The organism is Flavobacterium sp., assembly GCF_027483985.1.
Classification (GTDB): Bacteria; Bacteroidota; Bacteroidia; order Flavobacteriales; family Flavobacteriaceae; genus Flavobacterium.
Genome location: NZ_JAIXTJ010000047.1, coordinates 1 through 19,207, shown reverse-complemented (window position 1 = coordinate 19,207; position 19,207 = coordinate 1). Strand labels below are relative to the sequence as shown.

Here is a 19,207-nt window from a genome sequence, read left to right as displayed (position 1 = left end):
CCATAGCAATTTCCTTGAACAAACGTGGTGTTTACTTCGTCAAATAAGATTCTTTTACCAAATTGAACTGATAAATTAGATACAGTAAGCATTTTTTATTATGTTTTAATTTCGGTGCAAAAGTAGTGAAAAGTGTTCAGTTTTCAGTGTTCAGTGCTCAGTTTTTTTCTAAGCACTTTTGCCTAACATTTTGTTGATAAACGGGAAAAAATACGCGGTTGGTGTTTTTAGGAATTTGGTATATTTGTAATGGATGTGATTGCGTCTATTTAATATTTAACTTTAATCACAATAGAGCAAAGTCCTAAAAAAATGAAAAATTTTATTACTATATCACTATTACTTTTTATTTCTTGTATATCATCCTCTTTTACAGCACAAGAAAAGTTTAAACTTAAAACTGGTTTTTATTATCTCGCTGAAAAAGAAAGTGATGGAGAACTTATTAAAGATGCAGATACAAAGGATATTTTTGCAGTTGGTCGTGAAGCAGTTTTAACTTCAGATGATTTTAGCTCAGTTAAAATTGTAAGTAAAGATTTTAAACCGAATTCATTAAAAGGTATAGAAGTAAAACTTACAAAAAAAGGTAGAACAAAATGGTTTGACATTAAAAAAAGGATTTCCCAATCAGGCGAAAGTATATTATTTATATGTCAAGACAAGGTCTATTTAGAAAAATCAATAAGTGGAAAAATCGAATTTAAAGAATCTGAAATTTTAATTCTATTAGATCCTAAACATCAGCAAACTATTTATGACATCTTAAAATCGGAAATAAGTAACAGCCATTAACAGCTGCTAGACCCGATAACACGGATTTGCAATCCGTGCCCACAATAAAATCAAAATAAACGTATGAAAAAATTATTACTTTTTCCATTTCTATTTCTAAATTTAGCTTGTTCACAAAGTGATGTAAAATTTCCTGAGAAAAAAGAAGTCTTGACAAGTGAATTTTCAGGATTTGAAAATTTTTTTCCGCTAGCGACAATCGATGCGTCAGATAAAGGAATTAAAGATAAAATCCATATCATTTTTGTTAGTTTTAATTATGATGGAAAAGAAAAAGATGAAAATTTTCCAAAAAATGAGAGTATGGGAAACTTTACTTTTAAAATACAAGAAAATGGAGTTTATAAACCTACCTTTTCTAAGGATGCTTTGAAAATCGATAAGAGTTATGAAAAGTATTTTATTGAAAATAAAGAAAAGTATTTGAAAGCAAAATCGGAAAATAAAAATGTATTTGAATTTATTGAGAAGTTTGATGAACCACACTGGTGGCAAGCTGATGAAACGCCTGTAAACTCAAAAGGTGAAAAATTTAAATTCATTTGTCAATTCGAAATGTACAATATTATTAATGACGATTGTTGTGTTTTTGTGTTTTATGATGAGACAGATAAAGAAGTAAAATATATACATCAATATGATTGAAGCAATTGGATAATCCTACAGCGCAGTTTTACAATCAATGCATAAAATAATTGTCTAAAAATATACTGTACTTATTTTGTAAAATATGAAATATTTAAAACTTACACTTATTATTTTCTTTACAACGCAATTATCTTCTGCACAAACAGAAACAGAAATTGACAACAATTTTCCTTTGTCATTATTAACGAGATACTTTGAAAATTTAAATCACGGTAGTGAATTATTTGATCGTTATCCTATTCTAAAAAATGAACAATACTACTCTATTATTGGTTGCATTTATTTGTTAGAAATGAAAGATGAGGAAATAAAAAAAGTTGCAATTGCGCGTCTCAAAGGAATTTCAACACAATTATTTAATGAGGGAAAACCTGTTTTTCTAACTTATGGAATGGATAGTGTAGGTTTTGCAATCAATAAAAATGAAAACTTAGAAGATGATAATCAAATAGTTTATCTCAGTATAGCAGATTGTATTATAAGAAATTCTGAAGTTGAAGCAACAAAAGCTTTCAATAATCAAACAATGAAATTAATAGCTCAAAAAAAAAATAAGCATTAACCAAATAGCGCAAATTTGCAAACCGTTACTAAAATAAAATCAAACCCAACTTTCGAAGCTCATAAATGAAACAACTTATTTTTATACTATTGACTTTAGTTATTTTGTCTTGCGAAAACAAAAATCAAAATAAGGTTTCCACCACTTTAAAAACAGACGATACTGTAAAAGTTGCAAAATCTAAAGATATCAAAAATTCAAAATCAAGTAAGAAAGTTGCTCTTGACTTTGTAAAAAACAAAGACCTACTTGATATTATTTTATTGTTACCTGATAGTGCTTTTCCGAGTTGGGAATGGAAATTGAAGGAGCGAATGAAATGGTATACTGAAATTAAAGAAAACAATTTTTATACCGACGACACTCCTGATTATTTTAATCAAATCTATTTTGAACCCTACAAAGCCGGTTTTTCGATTATCGACGGATTTTGGTCAATAAATATTTATAAAACTGCAGAAAACTCATATGTTGTAATAACAGACGACGTTGTTGGTGACGGAAATTCAATAAATAGTTACGAAGTAAAATCCAATGTTTTAAAAAACTATTTAGACGAGAAAACACTATTTTCAGACTATATACAGCAATTAATAAGAAAAGAAACTACAGAAAATTGCGACGAAGCATTTCAAGAATTGAATGATCCAATATTTGAGTTTGACTTTAGCAGTAAGGATAAAATAGTGATTGAAAGCTCTTGGTACTTAACAAAAGAAAATTATGAAAACTGTTTGATTGGAAACGCAATCGTCTACAATTTCAACCCAAAAACCAAAAAATTTGATGTCGAAAAAATTTATTGGAAAGAGAAGAAAGAAGAATAACGCTAATACATTACAAAATCTACCAACTACATTTTATTTTCCTATTTGCTTTCTAAAAACTAACAAATTGAAATTAAATTATTAAACTAGGGTACAACAAAATTAAGTAACTTTACGTTTCTATAACTTAATGAGCTATATAAACTAACCTTAAAAAATATTTATTATGAAAAAAGTAGTTCTTCTTGCAATTATTTTTATGTTTTCTGGAGCTGTATTTTCTCAAGAAACAAGCAATACAAACTTTAAGATGAAAATAAAATGGGTAAAAAATCAAGTTGTTTTTGAATGTGCTAATGGTTGTGGTTACCAAATGGCATTTAATGCTAAAAGAACAGTTGTGTTAGACCAATTTGGTATGGTAAACGTGCAGAAAAATCTCGTAAAAGAAGACACCTCCGATTATCAGTTTTCGTATACCAAAAAAGGAAATCAAATCATTCTTAAAGGCATAAAAGGTGTTGCTTGGGGCGAATTAAAATTAGATTTTAAAAAAGAATATACTTTTGATAACAATGGTCTGGTTGGAAGCTAAATAAAATCTATTCGCTCTGGATTGCTTCTCGCGCTCCTACTTTTAATCATAATTTGATGATCTAAAAAACTTTATAGTTTTTATTCTAAAAATGAAACCGAGGATTTCCTACCAATATAAAAAAAAATAGCACAATTCAACATATGATAAAGAATGGTATTTGCATAATTCTTTTACTACTTGCGACATTTGGCAATGCACAAGTCGCTTTAAAATACAAACTTGATCAAGACTATTTTTTATTGGGAACACTATTAGATTATATGGGCAGATACAAAGATCCATTAGAAATTGATGTAATTGATACTTATTTTGTGAATGAAAAATTTTTACTGATTCATAACTATAATACCTTCAAAAGTGAATACTCCGATTTAAAATTGGATACCATAAATAGAACTTTAAAATCGATTGCATTAACTGAAAAAATTAATACATTTTTCAATTGGAATTATGATGAAAATTTTACAAATGAAAATAGTGATAGCCTTTTTATTGGAACAATAAATCTGAATACTTTCAAAACTAATGAGCAAAAAATCTCTTTTATCGTTGGAGTTTACACAAGATATGGCCAGAAAAATGACTCAACTTATTGCATAAATATTGCAAATTCAAATACGTTGTTTGATTCAAGTCTAAAAATATTAAGAGCATTAAATTGTAAAAATATTAAATCCGAAATAATAGAAGCAATACCAACAAGCTGCATTATATATTTTCAACCAAGTGAAGAATTAAAAAAATATTTAGTTTATTATCGTTTTCTGCGCGAGACCATTTGGGATACAAAAAAATTATAATCAAGATAGCTTGGATTTGCAATCCGTGACCTCAATAAAAATTAAACATAACCGTTCAAAACCAAGTAAAGGTTATGTTAGATATTATTATGTTTAGAAAGGATATATTTAAGTTGCCAACAATTTTACCAAAACGCCTATGAATACTAGAAATTTAATCATTTTTGTATTAACTATTTTTATGTTTTTTTCTTGTAAATCAGAAAATGAAAAGCCAAAAGCAGAATATAATCAAAAAGCAAATGAACTTATTGCACAATTAATTTCTGAAGGTGATTGTGATTGTATTCTGGAAATACCAGAAGAAAGCATGATTGAATTTGATACGATTGAAATTCTAAATTTTGAATATGTAAATTATTATATGAAAAGACTTTCACTGAAAAATAAAAAGGAACTTGATAGTGTAAATAATCTTTCTAAAAAATTTGTCTTAGACACAAAGATTTTAGAAAGAAATGATATCAAAATAATCAATAGAGATTCCCTTAGATTTCTGAAATATGACATTAATTTTAATACAAAAATTTGTCAAAACTTAAGATATCTTATCAAGCCAATTTTTAATAAAGAGTTTGATATTGCAATAATAGATTACGGATATAGCGGTTTTTGCTTATCACAGGAAAAACAGATTTTTGAGTATAAAAATAAAAAATGGATTAGAAAATAAAAAACTATTGATAACAGGCGATATCACGAATTTACAATCCGTTTCCACTATAAAAATTACATTCTATTCTCCTTTTTCAAAGCTACTTTCGAAGTATGATCATTTACTAAAACGTTAAAATTTTAAAATTTTAATCCTACTTTAGCTAAAATTTACAAACCTTTATGACCTTTCCTTTCCAATTTGATTTCTTTGGCGAAAAAGTATATTATCATTTTATATTTGAAACCTTGGCTTTCTTTATTGGTGTTCGATTGTATTACTTCCACAAAAAAGGAATAACCGATGCTATTTCCGACATCAATCGCCTTTGGATTATGTTGGGTGCGATGGTTGGTGCCTTAATTGGTTCGAGAGTTTTGGCAATGCTCGAAAATCCATCAGAACTCACGAATCAAACCTTACTCACTTTTTATCAGAATAAAACTGTTGCTGGTGGATTTCTTGGTGGCTTGTTTGGCGTAGAACTTTTTAAGAAGTTTATTGGAGTCAAAACCGCTTCTGGAGATATTTATGTAATTCCGATAATCGTGGCGCTTTTCATTGGAAGAATCGGTTGCTTTTCAATGGGAATAGCAGAACCAACCTACGGAATTGAAACCACTTTCGTTACCGGAATGAATCTTGGCGATGGCAAACTACGTCATCCAGTCGCGTTGTATGAAATGGTTTATATGATTTTGCTTTTGCTCCTTTTCAGAAAAATAAAAAATGTAGATTTGATTAACGGCGACCGCTTCAAACTCTTCATGGTTTTATACTTTTTGTATAGATTTTCCGTTGAGTTTATAAAACCTTATCAACCTTTATTCTTACATTTGAGTAGCATTCAATGGAGCGCGATTTTTATATTTGTTTATTATTGGAAGTTTATTGTAAGAATTTTTAAAACAAGAGCATGAATTCAGGAGAAATAGTAATTTATCAAAATCAAGACGGCAATATCAAAATTGATGTCCGTTTGGAAGAAGACACAGTTTGGTTGACAATTGAACAAATGGCATTATTGTTTGGTAAAGCTAAATCAACAATCAACGAGCATATTTTAAATATTTTCAATGAAAATGAATTAGTTGAAGATTTATGTGTTAGAAAAATCGGAAATTCCGATTTTTCTACTAAACCAACAAATTTCTACAATCTTGATGTCATAATTTCTGTTGGATACAGAGTGAAATCGCAACAAGGAACGCAATATATTAATTAAAAAAGTACACCTCTACAAAATAAAAACTACTTTTCCGATTTCAATTCGGAAGTAAAAAAAAACACGAAACAATAAAAAAAAAATATAAACCATTAAGTGAATTAAGAAAATTAAGACTTAATGAAACTTAATTTCTTAATGGTTTAAAAAACTAAAAAAATAATGCCCAATAGACCTTACATATATTACGATTATACCAAATCACTTTGTCCAACATGTTTAGAATTGGTCGATGCCAAAATTGTCTTTCAAGACGAGAAAGTTTGGATGCTGAAACATTGCAAAACGCATGGCGATTCACGTTCGATGATTGCTGATGATGTGGAATATTACAAACAAATTAGAAACTACAACAAGCAATCGGAAGTGCCTTTGAAATTCAATACTAAAGTGCATTATGGTTGTCCGTATGATTGTGGTTTGTGTACCGATCACGAGCAGCATTCGTGTTTGTCGATTGTAGAAGTTACCGATCGATGCAATTTGGCTTGTCCAACTTGTTACGCCTCATCTGCACCAAATTATGGTCGTCATCGCACGCTTGAAGAAATTGAAAAAATGTTTGATGTAATCGTTGCCAATGAAGGTGAACCTGATGTGGTTCAAATTTCTGGTGGCGAACCAACAGTGCATCCGCAGTTTTTTGAAATTATGGATATTGCCAAAAGCAAACCAATCAAACATCTAATGCTAAACACTAATGGCATTCGAATTGCAAAAGACATTTCATTTGTAGAAAAATTGGCAAGCTATATGCCTGATTTCGAGATTTATTTGCAATTTGACAGCTTTAAACCCGAAGTTTTAGAAAAATTGCGAGGCGAAGATTTAACCGAAATTCGCAAGCAAGCCATCGAAAATTTGAACCAATTTAATCTTTCAACTACTTTGGTAATTACGTTGCAAAAGGGAGAAAATGATGATGAAATTGGTAAAATTCTTGAATATGCAGTAAAGCAAAAATGTGTACGTGGCGTAACGTTTCAACCAACGCAAGTTGCCGGAAGAAATGACAACTACGATGATGCCACTGGAAGAATAACGTTGACCGAAGTTCGAAGAAAAATCTATGAGCAATATCCAATTTTCACGCCTCAAGATTTGATTCCTGTGCCTTGCAATCCAGATGCGTTGTGTATGGCTTATGCCCTTAAAATGGACGATCAAGTGATTCCGATGACGCATTTATTGAATCCAGAAGATTTGTTGAATACGACTAAAAATACGATTGTTTATGAAAACGATGAAGATTTAAAGAACCATTTAATTACGATGTTCAGTACTGGCATATCAGTGGATTGTGCTGAAGACACTTTTGGAGAATTGATGTGCTGTTTACCCAGAGTAAAATCGGATAGTTTGCATTATGATAACTTATTCAGAATCATAATAATGAATTTTATGGATGCCAGCGATTTTGATGTTCGAGCTGTTAAAAAATCGTGCGTTCACATTGTCGACAAACGTTACAAATTGGTGCCATTTGAAACGATGAATTTGTTTTATAGAGATAACAAAATTGAAGAAATTAGAGCAAAACTAGATCGTTAATATGGAATATAATTTTAATTTAGCTTTTGGAAATAGTAAGCTTTGCTTGTTTTCTTTATTAATTGGCTTATCTGTTCTTTTCAACTTTAAATTTAGGTCGGTTGTATTAAAATTATGGGTATACTTTTCATTTTATCAGGGATTTTAATTTTTTTCTGCGTGGTTTGCGCCGTAGTTGGTTTTGTACAAGTTTTTTCTAAAGACGAAAAAACCAAAAAATTTGGAGTCAAACTTTTACAATTCGCAGCTATCGGAATAATCATCGGATTTAGTACTTGCGCTGTATTAATCAATTAAAAGATGAAGGATTTCTTAGTAAATTTCGGAATGATATTAGCTATTTTAAGCTTTTTTGCCTTCTTAATAGGATTCATAATGGTGTTTTTTAAAAGCCAGCGCAAATTTGCCTTAAAACTAATGTTGTTTTCAATCATCAGCTTTATAATCGGTTTTAGTACTTGTGCAATGAATTTTAGGCTTGGTCCGATGCATTAATTTTTATTTAACTAATGATTAACAATGTTTTTAAATACAACATTATACATTTGTTTTGAAATCTATTTTTAATGAAACTATTGCCCTTTATTAAAGCATTCTTACTACCTACACTTCTATTAGCCTTGACAAGTTCTTGTAAGAAAGAATTTTCAAATGATAATTATGTGGCTTACTTTGGCGGCGAAGTTGCCAATCCGAATAATCCGTATGTTTTATTTTGTAAAAATAATGAGGTAATTGATACAATTCCGTTAAACAAAGACAACACTTTTTTCAAAAAATTTGACTCACTTGCACCTGGTTTGTATTCTTTTAAGCACGAACCTGAGTATCAATATGTTTATTTTGACAAAAATGATAGTATTAAAGTGCATATAGATTCAAAAGATTTTGATGAATCCATTATTTTCTGCGGAAGAGGTGATCAAAAAAATAATTTCTTAATGGAAATGTATTTGAGAAACGAAAAGGACAAAAACAATATGTTTGAAACGTTTGATTATCCGTTAAGCAAATTCAATGAACACATTGATAAAACCAACAAGGAAAATCAAAAATTTTATGCTTCTAAAAAAGAAGAGATAAAATGGAGTGACGAATTCGATGTTTACGCCAAGGGTATAGTGAAATTTCCGCATTATACTAAAAAAGAAATTTATCCGATGGTTCATAAAATCAGAACTGGCGAGGATGTATCAAGCAAATTACCTAAAGATTACTACAACTTTAGAGAAGGAATTGACTTTAGCAATGAATCCCTTACCGATTTTTCACCATTTGTGATGTATCTAGATCATATGTTGAACAATGTTGGTGCGATTAACTATCACAACCATTTATCAGAATGTGATTTAGAATTAAAAATGAACATCAACAAATTAAATATTGCTGATACTTTAATTAAAAATGAAAAGGTAAAAAATATTGTACTTAATAATATTGCTTTCCGATATTTAATGGAAGACCAAAATGTGGTTAACAACAAAGAATTTTTAAAAACCTATCACAAATATTCAACAGATAAGAGCAAGAAGAATGAAATTCTAAAAATTGGAACTGCTATTCAATTACTAACTGACGGAAAAACTTTGCCTGAAGTGCAATTAATTGATAAAAATGGCAATACAATTTCCTCTAATGCAGTTATCAAAAAAAATACGGTATTCTTCTTTTGGTCAGAAAAATTAAATTCGCATTTGATTGCTGTTCACAAGAAGGTTTTGGCCTTGAAGACTAAATATCCGAATTATGAATTTGTCGCCATTAATCTAGACGACAATACCGAGCAATGGAAAAAAGATTTGAAAAAATATAATTTCAGCAACATAACCGAATTAAAATGTGCCAATTTTGAAGACCTTCGTGCCAAATGGGCCATTACAAAAGTGCACCGAACTCTTGTTGTTAATGCTGACAAAACTATCAAAAACGGCTTTACTAATATGTTTGAAGTCAACTTCGAAGATCAATTAAAGTAGTGTTGTTTGTTGTTTGTTGATTGTTGATTGTTGATTGTTATAAATTTCGGGAATATAAAATATAAAAAAGGCGATTTTCTCATTGAAAATCGCCTTTACTTTTGTAATCAACATTGATTACTGATTCTGAGCATTGTTACCTCATTATTTATTTCCTTTTTCGAAATCAGCAATAAATTGTGCTAATCCAATATCAGTTAATGGGTGTTTTAATAATCCTAAAATCGCTGAAAGTGGTCCAGTCATTACATCAGCACCAATTTTTGCGCAATTCACGATATGCATTGTGTGACGCACTGATGCAGCAAGAATTTGCGTTTCATAACCATAGTTATCATAGATTTCTCTAATTTCTTGAATCAAATTCAATCCGTCCGTTGAAACATCGTCTAAACGACCGATGAATGGCGATACGAAAGTTGCACCAGCTTTAGCAGCTAATAAAGCTTGACCAGCAGAAAATACTAAAGTAACATTGGTTTTGATACCTTTATCTGTAAAATATTTACAAGCTTTAACGCCTTCTTTAGTCATTGGAAGTTTAACCACAATTTGAGGATGCAAATCAGCTAATTCTTCGCCTTCTTTTACCATTCCTTCATAGTCAACCGCATTTACTTCAGCGCTTACTTCACCATCTACAATGTTGCAAATGTCAACGTAGTGTTTTAAAATATTGTTTTTTCCGGTAATACCTTCTTTAGCCATCAACGAAGGATTGGTTGTAACACCATCAAGAATTCCAAGTGATTGCGCTTCTTTGATGTCGTTTAAATTGGCTGTGTCAATAAAAAATTTCATAATATAGAGTTAAGTTGTGTTTTAATATGGTGTAAAATTACAATTTATAATTTCTTTTTAGAATTATTTTTGTGTGTAAATTTCTTTTAGATTATTTTCATAGTCACCACCAGCTTCAATCTTTGAAATATCATTTATACTCATCATTAATTTTTTCCTATCCAAAGAGGTATATGTCCCAAATTCACAAATTACAATAGTTTCATCATCCATTTCTTCAATTTGACCAATAATAGCCATTCCTGTATCTATGTTTTGAATGTTTAAAGAGATATATCCGAATTTATCTTGTACTGATTTTAGGGCATCGGTGATAGTATCAATTTTAATATCTAAAAGATTCAGAATTCTTTTTTCTTTCAAAACAAACTTTTCTGTAGTTGAAATATCATTACCTTCCCACCTTAGCCTGGTAATATTCTCTCTTCTAATTATACTGATTCCATTTACTTCACCTATACTTGTAAATTGTTCCAATAATATAAAATCATCATTAAACTTGACTATATAACCATATGTAGATTCTTCAAAATAATCAGTGTAAACGTCTACAAGTATTTTTTCTGTTTGAAATTTTTGGAAATATTGTTGTTGTAAATCCATAAGGTTACCGCTATATATTAAATTTTATTATTGAATTTTGTGGTTGCTTTTTTAAGTTGCTTTTTAATTAATTTATTTCTTTTTCACTGTCAGAACTCTTCTTTTTTTGATTTAACTCAACAAGTTCATTTTTTATTTCGATTAGCAAATCGGTAATTTCATCGTGATTGTTTTTCATATTTGCTAAAAAGTCAATTGCCTTTGCGATTGATCTAATGCCTCTCCAAACTATGAACATAAAAGCAATTGCAACCGCTAACTGAATTAATTCTTTCATATATTACAATTTATAATGATTCATCAACATTTTCTCGTAAACTTTATCAGGCAAAATTCTCTTTAAAACGATGGAGAATTTTTGCAAAAAAGCACCTACTTTGTAATGAATTTTAGGATTTGGATTTTGTATAACTTTGTAAATTGCTTCAGCCATTTGATTTGGATTGCTTCCGCTGTATACGTGCTCGTCCATTGTTTTTAGTGTATTTCCATACGGAATTTCGTAAGCTGAACCCTTGATTAAAGGTGCGTGAAAACGACCTGCTGCAATATTCGTAGCAAAATCGCCAGGTGCAACATTGGTAATGTGAATTCCGAATGACTTTACTTCCATTCGCAAAGCTTCGGTAATCAATTCTAAAGCGCCTTTTGAAGCTGAATAAATTCCTCTGTAAGGCAAACCCATATACCCAGCAATGGATGTGATGTTGATGATCAAACCTGATTTCTGTAAACGCATTTGCGGCAAAACGGCTTTCATAACCTCAATTGGTCCAAATAAGTTGGTATCAAAATTATTTTTGATTTCATCAGTAGGAATTTCTTCAATCGGACCAGTAATTCCGACACCTGCGTTATTAATCACAACATCTATCCTACCCGATTTTGAAATTATTTCTTGAACCGCATTTTTTATACTTTCTGTATTTCGGACATCTAAAGCGATTAACGGAAAAACCGAACCTTGAATTCGCTCTGGAGTTCTGCTGGTTCCATAAACAACAAATCCTTTAGAATGCAAATATTCTCCAATAGATTTGCCAATTCCGGAAGAAGCTCCTGTTATTAATACTACTTTTTCCATAAATCCTGTCCGAACTGAATCATATAATTATTATTGTCATAAATAGCAAACTCGCGCATTCCCCAATCAAAATCTTCAAGATCGTAAGCTACTTTTACTTTACCTTGCAAATCATTCCACAATGAAGTAACATCGTCTGTTTTTATATAAAATGTTCCCGAAAAATAAGGTCTTTCAAAAGGCGTATTTTCATTAGGTTCTGCAATCATAATTTCACATTCGTCTTTACTAACGGCTGCCCAACCCCATTCTTCGCTTTGGTTTCCGCAAGTAAACCCTAAAATATCACAATAAAAATCGACGGTTTTTTGTAATTCTTTTGTCCAAATCATTGGAACTATTGGCTGAAATTTCATCTTAAACTAATTATGGTATAAAGATAGAAATTCTAAACTACAATATCGAAATTCCAAGTCCAGGTTTTTCGGAAATTTGGATTTTACCGTTTATTATTTCACTTCCTTTCGCAATATCATTTGCTACCAAATTGGCGCCATCTAAATCTGCATAGTCGCATAAAGGCGCTAAAACCGCACCGGCTGAAATTCCGATAGAGGATTCGGTCATGCAACCTATCATAATTTTATAGTTCAAAACTCTAGCTTTTTGTAACATTGAAAGCGCTGGAGTTAAACCACCACATTTGACTAATTTAATATTGATACTTTTGTAATGCGGTTGTAATTGTTCTAAAGAATGCTCCTCTTGACAATCTTCATCAGCCATCCAATTAGCGTTCAATGGAGCTTTTAAAACTTGGTAATTTTCAGCACCTTTTTTCATTGGTTGTTCCAAGTAAGAAAACTTTTCCGCAGCGATTTCATTTTGTAACCAAATGCAATTTTCTTTAGTAAAACTTCCATTGGAATCTAGTGCGATATCTATATTTAACTCAAGTAATAATTTAATAGCTTTTTCATCAAAATGATTGCATTTAACTTTAAATTTATTCCAAGAAGATTTCTTTATTTTATGAATTTGATTTTCAATAGTATCCACACTTATAGTTATGGAAGATTCAGGAAGTTGTTTTATTTCAATCGAATTTAATTCGGAAAACGATTTGTTTTCAAGCTTTCCGAATAAATCCCAATAAGCACAATCTAATGCTGACCTTAGAAAACTTGGTAAATTTAAAGTCAATAAAAAATTATAAAAATCAATTGGATGGTTTATCTTTTGAAGTTCAATTTGAACTTTAACCATCTCTAATTTTTGAATAAAATCTTGTAAATTTATTTGATAATAATCAATTGCGGTACATTCGCCGTAGCCAACAGTATGGTTACTTTTCAAAGAAACAATTAATGCTTCTCGAAAGGTATAATTGCCATAAGAAATGGAAAAGGTTTCCTTAAGTTGCAAGCGTACTATTTGCCACGATAAATTCATTAAAGGGAAGTTGAAGTTACTGAGTTATAGTACAAATATCTATAAAAAAAAGAATCTGAAACAAGTTCAGATTAAAAAGAGTCTGAAACAAGTTCAGATTGAAATAAAGTTCAAAATAAAAATGGCAAGCGACCTACATCGCACCGCTACAACCACATACCTTTGCTATGTTCCCATCCTGGAGGATTCTGCAGGAGCTGGTCGTGTAGGACTTGCCGATGCAAAGATACAATCTTTTTATATTTTTGCAAGAAATTAACATCTTAAATAATACATTTGTATCTATTAATTGAATAAAAATCAGATGAAAAATTATAAAGTATTAGCTGTCATTTTATTAGCAGGAATTACATTTAGTTGCAAAACTACCGATGAAGATTTTTTTACTATCAATGAAAGCAAAATCAAGGCCCAATATACCACAGAAGATCTTTTAAATTTAGAAATTGCGAATCCAAAAACGCAAAAAATTGACAGCGTAGTGTATTCTATCAACGAGAAAAAAGTAGGTTCTAGTAAAAGTAATGCAAGTTTTTCTTTTCCGTTGAAAGATCAAAAATTGGGTTATCATAATGTAAAAGCATCTATTTATTATGGTGGAGCTACCGAACTTGATTCGACTAGAATTGAAGTGATTTCTAATTTAGAGCCAAAAATTCTGAAATTTACGCTCGTTAATACCTATCCACACGATAACAAAGCTTATACGCAAGGATTAGAATTTTATAAAGGCGTTTTGTATGAAGGAACAGGACAACGAGGCGAATCAACTTTAAGAAAAACCAACTATAAAACCGGAAGCATTGATCTAAAAATAGATTTAGAACCTCGTTATTTTGGAGAAGGAATTACGTTTCTAAATGATAAAATCTACCAACTTACTTGGGAAGAAACTACTGCTTTTGTTTACGATGCCAACACTTTGAAAAAATTAAAAGACTTACCTTATTCAAAAAATATTGAAGGTTGGGGTTTAACTAATGACGGTAAGAATTTATATCAAACCGATGGTACTGAAAAAATTTATAAATTAAATCCAGATGATTTAAAAGTTATGGATTATGTAAACGTTTATTCAAAGGATATTAAAGTTAAAGCACTGAACGAATTAGAATGGGTTGATGGAAAAATATTCAGCAATATCTATCAAAAAAATGTAGTTGTTGTTGTTAATCCGACAAATGGTGTTGTAGAAGGTGTTTTGAACTTAGCGGAATTAGAAAGTAAAACTACTCCACTTCCTGAAAGAGATGTTTTAAATGGTATTGCTTACAATCCGGCGACTAAAACCTTTTTTGTAACTGGCAAAAATTGGGATAAAATGTTTGAAATTAAAATTACAGGTTTGTAAAATCTATATTATTTATCAAAAAAAATGCCCCAATTAGTTAGTAACTTTTTGGGGCATTTTTATTTACTAGGATATTTTTATTTTTTCTTTGAATTTATGAACTCCATTTTTGCAGCATCATAGATTAACTTATTTTCTTGTGTTTTGTTTTTTTGAGTAATGGTTCCATCTGGATTTAATGTGAACTCAAAACCTTCTCTTCTCATTCGCTCTTGTGTTTCTGAAGCATTTTTCAATTTGTCTAAAAACACTTTTTCAACTATATGATTCGTTAGTTGAGTGTTGTAGAATACTTGTTTTTTAGAAGTAATTTCATAGACATTAGAATACACTGTTGTAATATCTTCTGTTTTTAAATCGGTTTTATTCAGTGTTTTTTCTGTCCAAGTAAGTAAATATAATTTCACGCCGCTTGCTATAAACGATATGAGTTTGACCTCAATTGGTGCAAACTTAGCATCAGCAGTTTTAACAACTATTGCCTCTTTACCATCAACCGTTAATTGAAAATTTCCTGCCTTGATTTCGGCAACAATATTATCAGCTTTGGCTAAAACTCCTTTGGAGGTGGTTGCAACAGTTTTTTTAGCAGTTACTTTTTTCTTTTGAGCGTAACTTGATACACTGCAAAGCGCCACTAACATAAATAAAATGATTTTTTTCATAATGGTATCGGATTTAATAGATGGCTAATATATAAAATAAAACTTTTAAATACTGTTAAATAAAAAAACCGCCTTGCTACGAATAACAAGACGGTTACAACCAATTAAACTTAAAAATTACTCTTTAGTGTTGGATTGTACAGCTAAATTATAGATCACCAATCCAAAACCTATTTTGTTGATAGCATCTGCAATGTTGTAAGCAACATCTACACTACCTTTACCAATTAAACTTGTGTACCAACCGTCAGTTCCTAACATGTATCCTAATGGATAGATTGCCCAACCCACTAATACGAACCAACATAAAATTTTATGTGCCGCTAAAACGTTTCCACCTGCAGCTTTAGCTAATTTAGAAGCCTCACCTAACCAGATTTCATAAACAATTACGAAATATGCAACTCCTGAAATGAATCCCCATAACGCAGCGCTGTCTGGGAATACTGCTTCACCTAAATAACCTGTTACTAACATTACTACTGAAAGGAAAATCATTTTCCATAATAAATTAGTTTTTGCACCAGCTACTTTTAGGATTAAATAGAATTCTAAACACATCAATGGCACTGTTAATACCCAGTCAACATATCTAAAGAATGTAGGAGATTCTTGGAAAGCTGCCCAATAATCACGCATGTAATAATAGTGTACAGCAGCGATAAAAGTAATTAACCCTGATACCAAAACCGAAGTACGCCACTTTTTATCAAATTGATTTAATGACAAAAAGAAGAATGCTGATGCAGCCATCATGGCCATACATCCTACGAAAAAAGTAAATCCAACATAATCTGTTGGTAATAATCTAGAAATAGTTAATAAATTTGACATAAAAATAAAGTTTGGTTAATAATTTGTTTAATAATTACAAGTCAAAGTTAAACAAAAATAGTTCTGTCTAACTTTTTTTAACTATTTTTAAACAAAATTTCAACATAATAAAAAAATGAAAATCAAAAAGTTATCGATTCTAGGGAGTTTTGTCGCATTATGGCTGACTTCTCACCTTTCAGATATTAAACAAATTTTTGTAGGATTTTTATTAATTTTAACGTTTGGCATACTACATGGCGCAAACGATTTAGTAATTTCTAAAAAAATGAATGCTAATAATTTACCAAATTTCCACAAAAATGTGCTTCAGTACCTTTCCATAATTGTTCTTGCAATCGTGCTCTTTTATTTTGTACCATTCATTACTCTAACCTTTTTCGTTTTAATTAGCGGATTGCACTTTGGAGAACAACATTGGAACCATTTATTTGAAGAAAAAAACGCTGTTCTTAAAAATTCTTTCTTTACCGTTTATGGTTTACTAATATTGTTACTCCTATTCTATTTCAATTATACTATAGTCATTGATGTAGTAAAGTCGATTACCGCCGTTTCAATAACATCAAATAGTATTTTGTATTCGCTACTTATTATACTAGTAACTTTTATATCCTTATCCTTGTATTTGTACCGTACGAATGAGCAATTTAAAAAGGAACTGTTTGAAGAACTTTTTTACCTTTTATTGTTTGTCTTACTTTTTAAAGTTTCCAGTTTGATTTGGGGCTTTACCATTTACTTCATTATTTGGCATAGTCTGCCATCGTTGAGTGATCAAATTCAGTATTTGTATGGCGAAAGTAGTAGCGCCAATTTTATAAAGTATTTTAAGGATGCATTCCTTTATTGGATTTTGGCTTTGATAGGATTGGCTGTGTTTTATTATTATTTCAACGACTCCCAATATTTCATTAGCATTTTCTTTTCATTTTTAGCAGCGATTACTTTTCCGCACGTATTAGTGATTTTTACTATGTTTAAAATAAAAAAACCGAGCTAAATGAATAACTCGGTTTTTATATTAAAAGCGATAAGTCGCTTATAAATTATTTTACTTCTTCAAAATCAACATCTTGAGTTTGATCACCACTTGCATCAGCTTGTGGTTGTGCTTCTTGAGCTTGACCTTGTTCTCCTTGGGCATACATTGCTTCTGTAGCAACTTTCCAAGCAGCGTTTACATTGTCAAGTCCTTTTTGAATTGCTTCTAAATCTTGATTTTGGTGTGCCATTCTCAATTCTGTCAAAGCAGCTTCGATTGCAACTTTATGATCATCAGCTAATTTATCACCAAGTTCTTTCAATTGACTTTCTGTTTGGAAAATCATACTGTCTGCCTCGTTTAATTTTTCAGCTTTCTCTCTAGCAACTCTATCGCTTTCTGCATTCATCTCAGCATCTTTCTTCATTCTTTCGATTTCTTCTGCAGTTAAACCAGATGAAGCTTCGATACGAATATCATGTGATTTACCAGTTCCTTTATCAGTTGCAGAAACTTTGATGATACCATTAGCATCAATATCAAAAGTAACTTCAATTTGAGGAACACCTCTTGGTGCTGGTGGAATACCGTCTAAATGGAAACGACCGATTGTTTTATTATCTGCAGCCATTGTTCTTTCACCTTGAATAACGTGAATTTCAACACTTGGTTGATTGTCAGCAGCTGTTGAGAATACTTGAGATTTTTTTGTTGGAATGGTAGTGTTAGACTCAATTAATTTAGTCATTACATTACCCATAGTTTCAATTCCTAATGATAAAGGTGTAACGTCTAATAACAATACATCTTTTACATCACCTGTTAAAACTCCACCTTGAATTGCCGCTCCAATAGCAACAACTTCATCAGGATTAACACCTTTTGATGCTTTTTTACCAAAGAATTTTTCAACTTGTTCTTGAATAACTGGAATTCTTGTAGAACCTCCAACCAAGATTACTTCGTCAATATCAGAAGTTGATAAACCTGCATCTTTTAATGCTTTAGCAACTGGTTCCATTGAACGTTTTACTAACGTTTCTGATAATTGCTCAAATTTAGCACGTGTTAATGTTTTAACTAAATGCTTTGGTCCTGAAGCCGTTGCAGTAACGTATGGTAAGTTAATTTCTGTTTGAGTTGAAGATGACAATTCAATTTTAGCTTTTTCAGCAGCTTCTTTCAAACGTTGCAAGGCCATTGGATCTTTTCTCAAATCAACACCTTCTTCGCTGTTGAATTCGTTTGCCATCCAATCAATAATAACTTGGTCAAAATCGTCTCCACCTAAGTGTGTATCTCCGTTTGTAGAAAGTACTTCAAAAACTCCGTCACCTAATTCAAGAACTGAGATATCAAAGGTACCACCACCTAAATCGTAAACTGCAATTTTTTGGTCAATTCCTTTTTTATCTAATCCATAAGCTAATGCAGCAGCAGTTGGCTCGTTGATGATACGCATTACTTTTAAACCTGCAATTTCACCAGCTTCTTTAGTAGCTTGACGTTGTGCATCGTTAAAGTATGCTGGAACAGTGATAACTGCTTCTGTAACTGTTTGACCTAAATAGTCTTCAGCTGTTTTTTTCATTTTTTGAAGTGTCATTGCTGACAATTCTTGTGGAGTGTAAAGTCTTCCGTCGATATCAACACGTGGTGTATCGTTATCTCCTTTAACTACTTTGTAAGCAACCGTTGAAGCTTCTTTAGCACTTTCACTATATTTATTACCCATAAAACGCTTTACAGACGCTATGGTTTTAGTAGGATTTGTTACTGCCTGTCTTTTTGCAGGATCACCTACTTTAATTTCGCCACCTTCTACAAATGCAATTACAGATGGTGTAGTTCTCTTTCCTTCTGCATTAGCAATTACAACTGGTTCTCCACCTTCCATAACTGACACGCAAGAATT

Annotated in this window: 23 protein-coding genes and 1 other RNA gene; 14 read left to right on the top strand and 10 right to left on the bottom strand. The window is 31.0% G+C overall.

Annotated elements, in window-relative coordinates; all coding sequences use genetic code 11:
- Positions 1 to 312: 312 nt before the first annotated feature.
- The 12 genes from Q0050_RS12055 to Q0050_RS12000 all read left to right on the top strand — a co-directional run bounded on the left by Q0050_RS12055 (position 313) and on the right by Q0050_RS12000 (position 9,577).
- A complete protein-coding gene (locus Q0050_RS12055) occupies positions 313 to 795 on the top strand; it encodes a hypothetical protein (protein WP_298396072.1) in 483 nt (160 codons plus the stop codon).
- 63 nt (positions 796 to 858) lie between these two features.
- Positions 859 to 1,440 carry a hypothetical protein gene (locus Q0050_RS12050; protein ID WP_298396069.1) on the top strand — a complete coding sequence of 194 codons (582 nt, stop codon included), beginning with the start codon at positions 859 to 861 and terminating at the stop codon, positions 1,438 to 1,440.
- 85 nt (positions 1,441 to 1,525) lie between these two features.
- Positions 1,526 to 2,005, top strand: a complete 480-nt coding sequence (locus tag Q0050_RS12045; protein WP_298396066.1) for a hypothetical protein — start codon at positions 1,526 to 1,528, stop codon at positions 2,003 to 2,005.
- Between the two features lie 65 nt (positions 2,006 to 2,070).
- Positions 2,071 to 2,832, top strand: a complete 762-nt coding sequence (locus Q0050_RS12040; RefSeq protein WP_298396063.1) for a hypothetical protein — start codon at positions 2,071 to 2,073, stop codon at positions 2,830 to 2,832.
- Positions 2,833 to 2,998: 166 nt separating this feature from the next.
- The gene (locus Q0050_RS12035) at positions 2,999 to 3,367 is read left to right on the top strand and encodes a hypothetical protein (RefSeq protein WP_298396060.1); all 369 of its coding nucleotides are present in this window, start codon (positions 2,999 to 3,001) and stop codon (positions 3,365 to 3,367) included.
- A gap of 143 nt (positions 3,368 to 3,510) precedes the next feature.
- Positions 3,511 to 4,170, top strand: a complete 660-nt coding sequence (locus tag Q0050_RS12030; RefSeq protein ID WP_298396057.1) for a hypothetical protein — start codon at positions 3,511 to 3,513, stop codon at positions 4,168 to 4,170.
- A 139-nt stretch (positions 4,171 to 4,309) separates the two neighbouring features.
- Complete coding sequence (locus tag Q0050_RS12025) at positions 4,310 to 4,843, top strand: hypothetical protein (RefSeq protein ID WP_298396053.1); 534 nt, start codon at positions 4,310 to 4,312, stop codon at positions 4,841 to 4,843.
- Positions 4,844 to 5,007: 164 nt separating this feature from the next.
- Complete coding sequence (locus tag Q0050_RS12020) at positions 5,008 to 5,745, top strand: prolipoprotein diacylglyceryl transferase (RefSeq protein ID WP_298396050.1); 738 nt, start codon at positions 5,008 to 5,010, stop codon at positions 5,743 to 5,745.
- A complete protein-coding gene (locus tag Q0050_RS12015; RefSeq protein WP_298396047.1) occupies positions 5,742 to 6,050 on the top strand; it encodes a virulence protein in 309 nt (102 codons plus the stop codon). The genes Q0050_RS12020 and Q0050_RS12015 overlap by 4 nt, the downstream gene beginning before the upstream one ends.
- Before the next feature lie 162 nt (positions 6,051 to 6,212).
- Entirely contained in the window at positions 6,213 to 7,601 is a 1,389-nt protein-coding gene (locus tag Q0050_RS12010; protein ID WP_298396043.1) for a radical SAM protein, read from the top strand.
- A gap of 114 nt (positions 7,602 to 7,715) precedes the next feature.
- Positions 7,716 to 7,898, top strand: coding sequence for a hypothetical protein (locus Q0050_RS12005; RefSeq protein WP_298396040.1), 183 nt, complete (start codon positions 7,716 to 7,718; stop codon positions 7,896 to 7,898).
- Between the two features lie 269 nt (positions 7,899 to 8,167).
- A complete protein-coding gene (locus tag Q0050_RS12000) occupies positions 8,168 to 9,577 on the top strand; it encodes a thioredoxin-like domain-containing protein (protein WP_298396037.1) in 1,410 nt (469 codons plus the stop codon).
- Between the two features lie 144 nt (positions 9,578 to 9,721).
- On the opposite strand, the gene fsa is transcribed toward Q0050_RS12000, so the two are convergent.
- The 7 genes from fsa to ffs form a co-directional block, all read right to left on the bottom strand.
- Positions 9,722 to 10,378, bottom strand: a complete 657-nt coding sequence (gene fsa / locus Q0050_RS11995) for a fructose-6-phosphate aldolase (RefSeq protein ID WP_298119581.1) — start codon at positions 10,376 to 10,378, stop codon at positions 9,722 to 9,724.
- A gap of 63 nt (positions 10,379 to 10,441) precedes the next feature.
- Complete coding sequence (locus tag Q0050_RS11990; protein ID WP_298396034.1) at positions 10,442 to 10,981, bottom strand: hypothetical protein; 540 nt, start codon at positions 10,979 to 10,981, stop codon at positions 10,442 to 10,444.
- 67 nt (positions 10,982 to 11,048) lie between these two features.
- Positions 11,049 to 11,258 (bottom strand): hypothetical protein, encoded by a 210-nt coding sequence (locus Q0050_RS11985; RefSeq protein WP_298396031.1) that lies wholly within the window; start codon positions 11,256 to 11,258, stop codon positions 11,049 to 11,051.
- Between the two features lie 3 nt (positions 11,259 to 11,261).
- Positions 11,262 to 12,065 (bottom strand): SDR family oxidoreductase, encoded by an 804-nt coding sequence (locus Q0050_RS11980; RefSeq protein WP_298396028.1) that lies wholly within the window; start codon positions 12,063 to 12,065, stop codon positions 11,262 to 11,264.
- Positions 12,053 to 12,421 (bottom strand): VOC family protein, encoded by a 369-nt coding sequence (locus Q0050_RS11975; RefSeq protein WP_298396026.1) that lies wholly within the window; start codon positions 12,419 to 12,421, stop codon positions 12,053 to 12,055. The genes Q0050_RS11980 and Q0050_RS11975 overlap by 13 nt, the downstream gene beginning before the upstream one ends.
- Before the next feature lie 37 nt (positions 12,422 to 12,458).
- Positions 12,459 to 13,457: an enolase C-terminal domain-like protein gene (locus Q0050_RS11970; RefSeq protein ID WP_298396023.1), complete on the bottom strand. Its 999-nt coding sequence runs from the start codon at positions 13,455 to 13,457 to the stop codon at positions 12,459 to 12,461.
- Positions 13,458 to 13,576: 119 nt separating this feature from the next.
- An RNA gene (gene ffs / locus Q0050_RS11965) (signal recognition particle sRNA small type) lies at positions 13,577 to 13,675 on the bottom strand.
- Between the two features lie 86 nt (positions 13,676 to 13,761).
- On the opposite strand from ffs, the gene Q0050_RS11960 reads away from it, so the two are divergent.
- Positions 13,762 to 14,808, top strand: a complete 1,047-nt coding sequence (locus Q0050_RS11960) for a glutaminyl-peptide cyclotransferase (protein ID WP_298396020.1) — start codon at positions 13,762 to 13,764, stop codon at positions 14,806 to 14,808.
- A 77-nt stretch (positions 14,809 to 14,885) separates the two neighbouring features.
- On the opposite strand, the gene Q0050_RS11955 is transcribed toward Q0050_RS11960, so the two are convergent.
- Positions 14,886 to 15,473, bottom strand: coding sequence for a hypothetical protein (locus Q0050_RS11955; protein ID WP_298396017.1), 588 nt, complete (start codon positions 15,471 to 15,473; stop codon positions 14,886 to 14,888).
- A 117-nt stretch (positions 15,474 to 15,590) separates the two neighbouring features.
- Positions 15,591 to 16,307: a bacteriorhodopsin-like gene (locus tag Q0050_RS11950; protein ID WP_298396014.1), complete on the bottom strand. Its 717-nt coding sequence runs from the start codon at positions 16,305 to 16,307 to the stop codon at positions 15,591 to 15,593.
- A 115-nt stretch (positions 16,308 to 16,422) separates the two neighbouring features.
- On the opposite strand from Q0050_RS11950, the gene Q0050_RS11945 reads away from it, so the two are divergent.
- Positions 16,423 to 17,310 (top strand): Brp/Blh family beta-carotene 15,15'-dioxygenase, encoded by an 888-nt coding sequence (locus Q0050_RS11945; RefSeq protein WP_298396011.1) that lies wholly within the window; start codon positions 16,423 to 16,425, stop codon positions 17,308 to 17,310.
- Positions 17,311 to 17,356: 46 nt separating this feature from the next.
- On the opposite strand, the gene dnaK is transcribed toward Q0050_RS11945, so the two are convergent.
- Positions 17,357 to 19,207, bottom strand: a 1,851-nt coding sequence (dnaK, locus tag Q0050_RS11940) for a molecular chaperone DnaK (protein ID WP_298396008.1), incomplete at its 5' end; no start/stop codon positions are given.

Excerpts from the sequence above, each read along its gene's own strand:
- Q0050_RS12055 (WP_298396072.1), top strand. The coding sequence starts at position 313 with ATGAAAAATTTTATTACTATATCACTATTACTTTTTATTTCTTGTATA.
- Q0050_RS12050 (WP_298396069.1), top strand. The coding sequence starts at position 859 with ATGAAAAAATTATTACTTTTTCCATTTCTATTTCTAAATTTAGCTTGT.
- Q0050_RS12045 (WP_298396066.1), top strand. The coding sequence starts at position 1,526 with ATGAAATATTTAAAACTTACACTTATTATTTTCTTTACAACGCAATTA.
- Q0050_RS12040 (WP_298396063.1), top strand. The coding sequence starts at position 2,071 with ATGAAACAACTTATTTTTATACTATTGACTTTAGTTATTTTGTCTTGC.
- Q0050_RS12035 (WP_298396060.1), top strand. The coding sequence starts at position 2,999 with ATGAAAAAAGTAGTTCTTCTTGCAATTATTTTTATGTTTTCTGGAGCT.
- Q0050_RS12030 (WP_298396057.1), top strand. The coding sequence starts at position 3,511 with ATGATAAAGAATGGTATTTGCATAATTCTTTTACTACTTGCGACATTT.
- Q0050_RS12025 (WP_298396053.1), top strand. The coding sequence starts at position 4,310 with ATGAATACTAGAAATTTAATCATTTTTGTATTAACTATTTTTATGTTT.
- Q0050_RS12020 (WP_298396050.1), top strand. The coding sequence starts at position 5,008 with ATGACCTTTCCTTTCCAATTTGATTTCTTTGGCGAAAAAGTATATTAT.
- Q0050_RS12015 (WP_298396047.1), top strand. The coding sequence starts at position 5,742 with ATGAATTCAGGAGAAATAGTAATTTATCAAAATCAAGACGGCAATATC.
- Q0050_RS12010 (WP_298396043.1), top strand. The coding sequence starts at position 6,213 with ATGCCCAATAGACCTTACATATATTACGATTATACCAAATCACTTTGT.
- Q0050_RS12005 (WP_298396040.1), top strand. The coding sequence starts at position 7,716 with ATGGGTATACTTTTCATTTTATCAGGGATTTTAATTTTTTTCTGCGTG.
- Q0050_RS12000 (WP_298396037.1), top strand. The coding sequence starts at position 8,168 with ATGAAACTATTGCCCTTTATTAAAGCATTCTTACTACCTACACTTCTA.
- fsa (WP_298119581.1), bottom strand. The coding sequence starts at position 10,378 with ATGAAATTTTTTATTGACACAGCCAATTTAAACGACATCAAAGAAGCG.
- Q0050_RS11990 (WP_298396034.1), bottom strand. The coding sequence starts at position 10,981 with ATGGATTTACAACAACAATATTTCCAAAAATTTCAAACAGAAAAAATA.
- Q0050_RS11985 (WP_298396031.1), bottom strand. The coding sequence starts at position 11,258 with ATGAAAGAATTAATTCAGTTAGCGGTTGCAATTGCTTTTATGTTCATA.
- Q0050_RS11980 (WP_298396028.1), bottom strand. The coding sequence starts at position 12,065 with ATGGAAAAAGTAGTATTAATAACAGGAGCTTCTTCCGGAATTGGCAAA.
- Q0050_RS11975 (WP_298396026.1), bottom strand. The coding sequence starts at position 12,421 with ATGAAATTTCAGCCAATAGTTCCAATGATTTGGACAAAAGAATTACAA.
- Q0050_RS11970 (WP_298396023.1), bottom strand. The coding sequence starts at position 13,457 with ATGAATTTATCGTGGCAAATAGTACGCTTGCAACTTAAGGAAACCTTT.
- Q0050_RS11960 (WP_298396020.1), top strand. The coding sequence starts at position 13,762 with ATGAAAAATTATAAAGTATTAGCTGTCATTTTATTAGCAGGAATTACA.
- Q0050_RS11955 (WP_298396017.1), bottom strand. The coding sequence starts at position 15,473 with ATGAAAAAAATCATTTTATTTATGTTAGTGGCGCTTTGCAGTGTATCA.
- Q0050_RS11950 (WP_298396014.1), bottom strand. The coding sequence starts at position 16,307 with ATGTCAAATTTATTAACTATTTCTAGATTATTACCAACAGATTATGTT.
- Q0050_RS11945 (WP_298396011.1), top strand. The coding sequence starts at position 16,423 with ATGAAAATCAAAAAGTTATCGATTCTAGGGAGTTTTGTCGCATTATGG.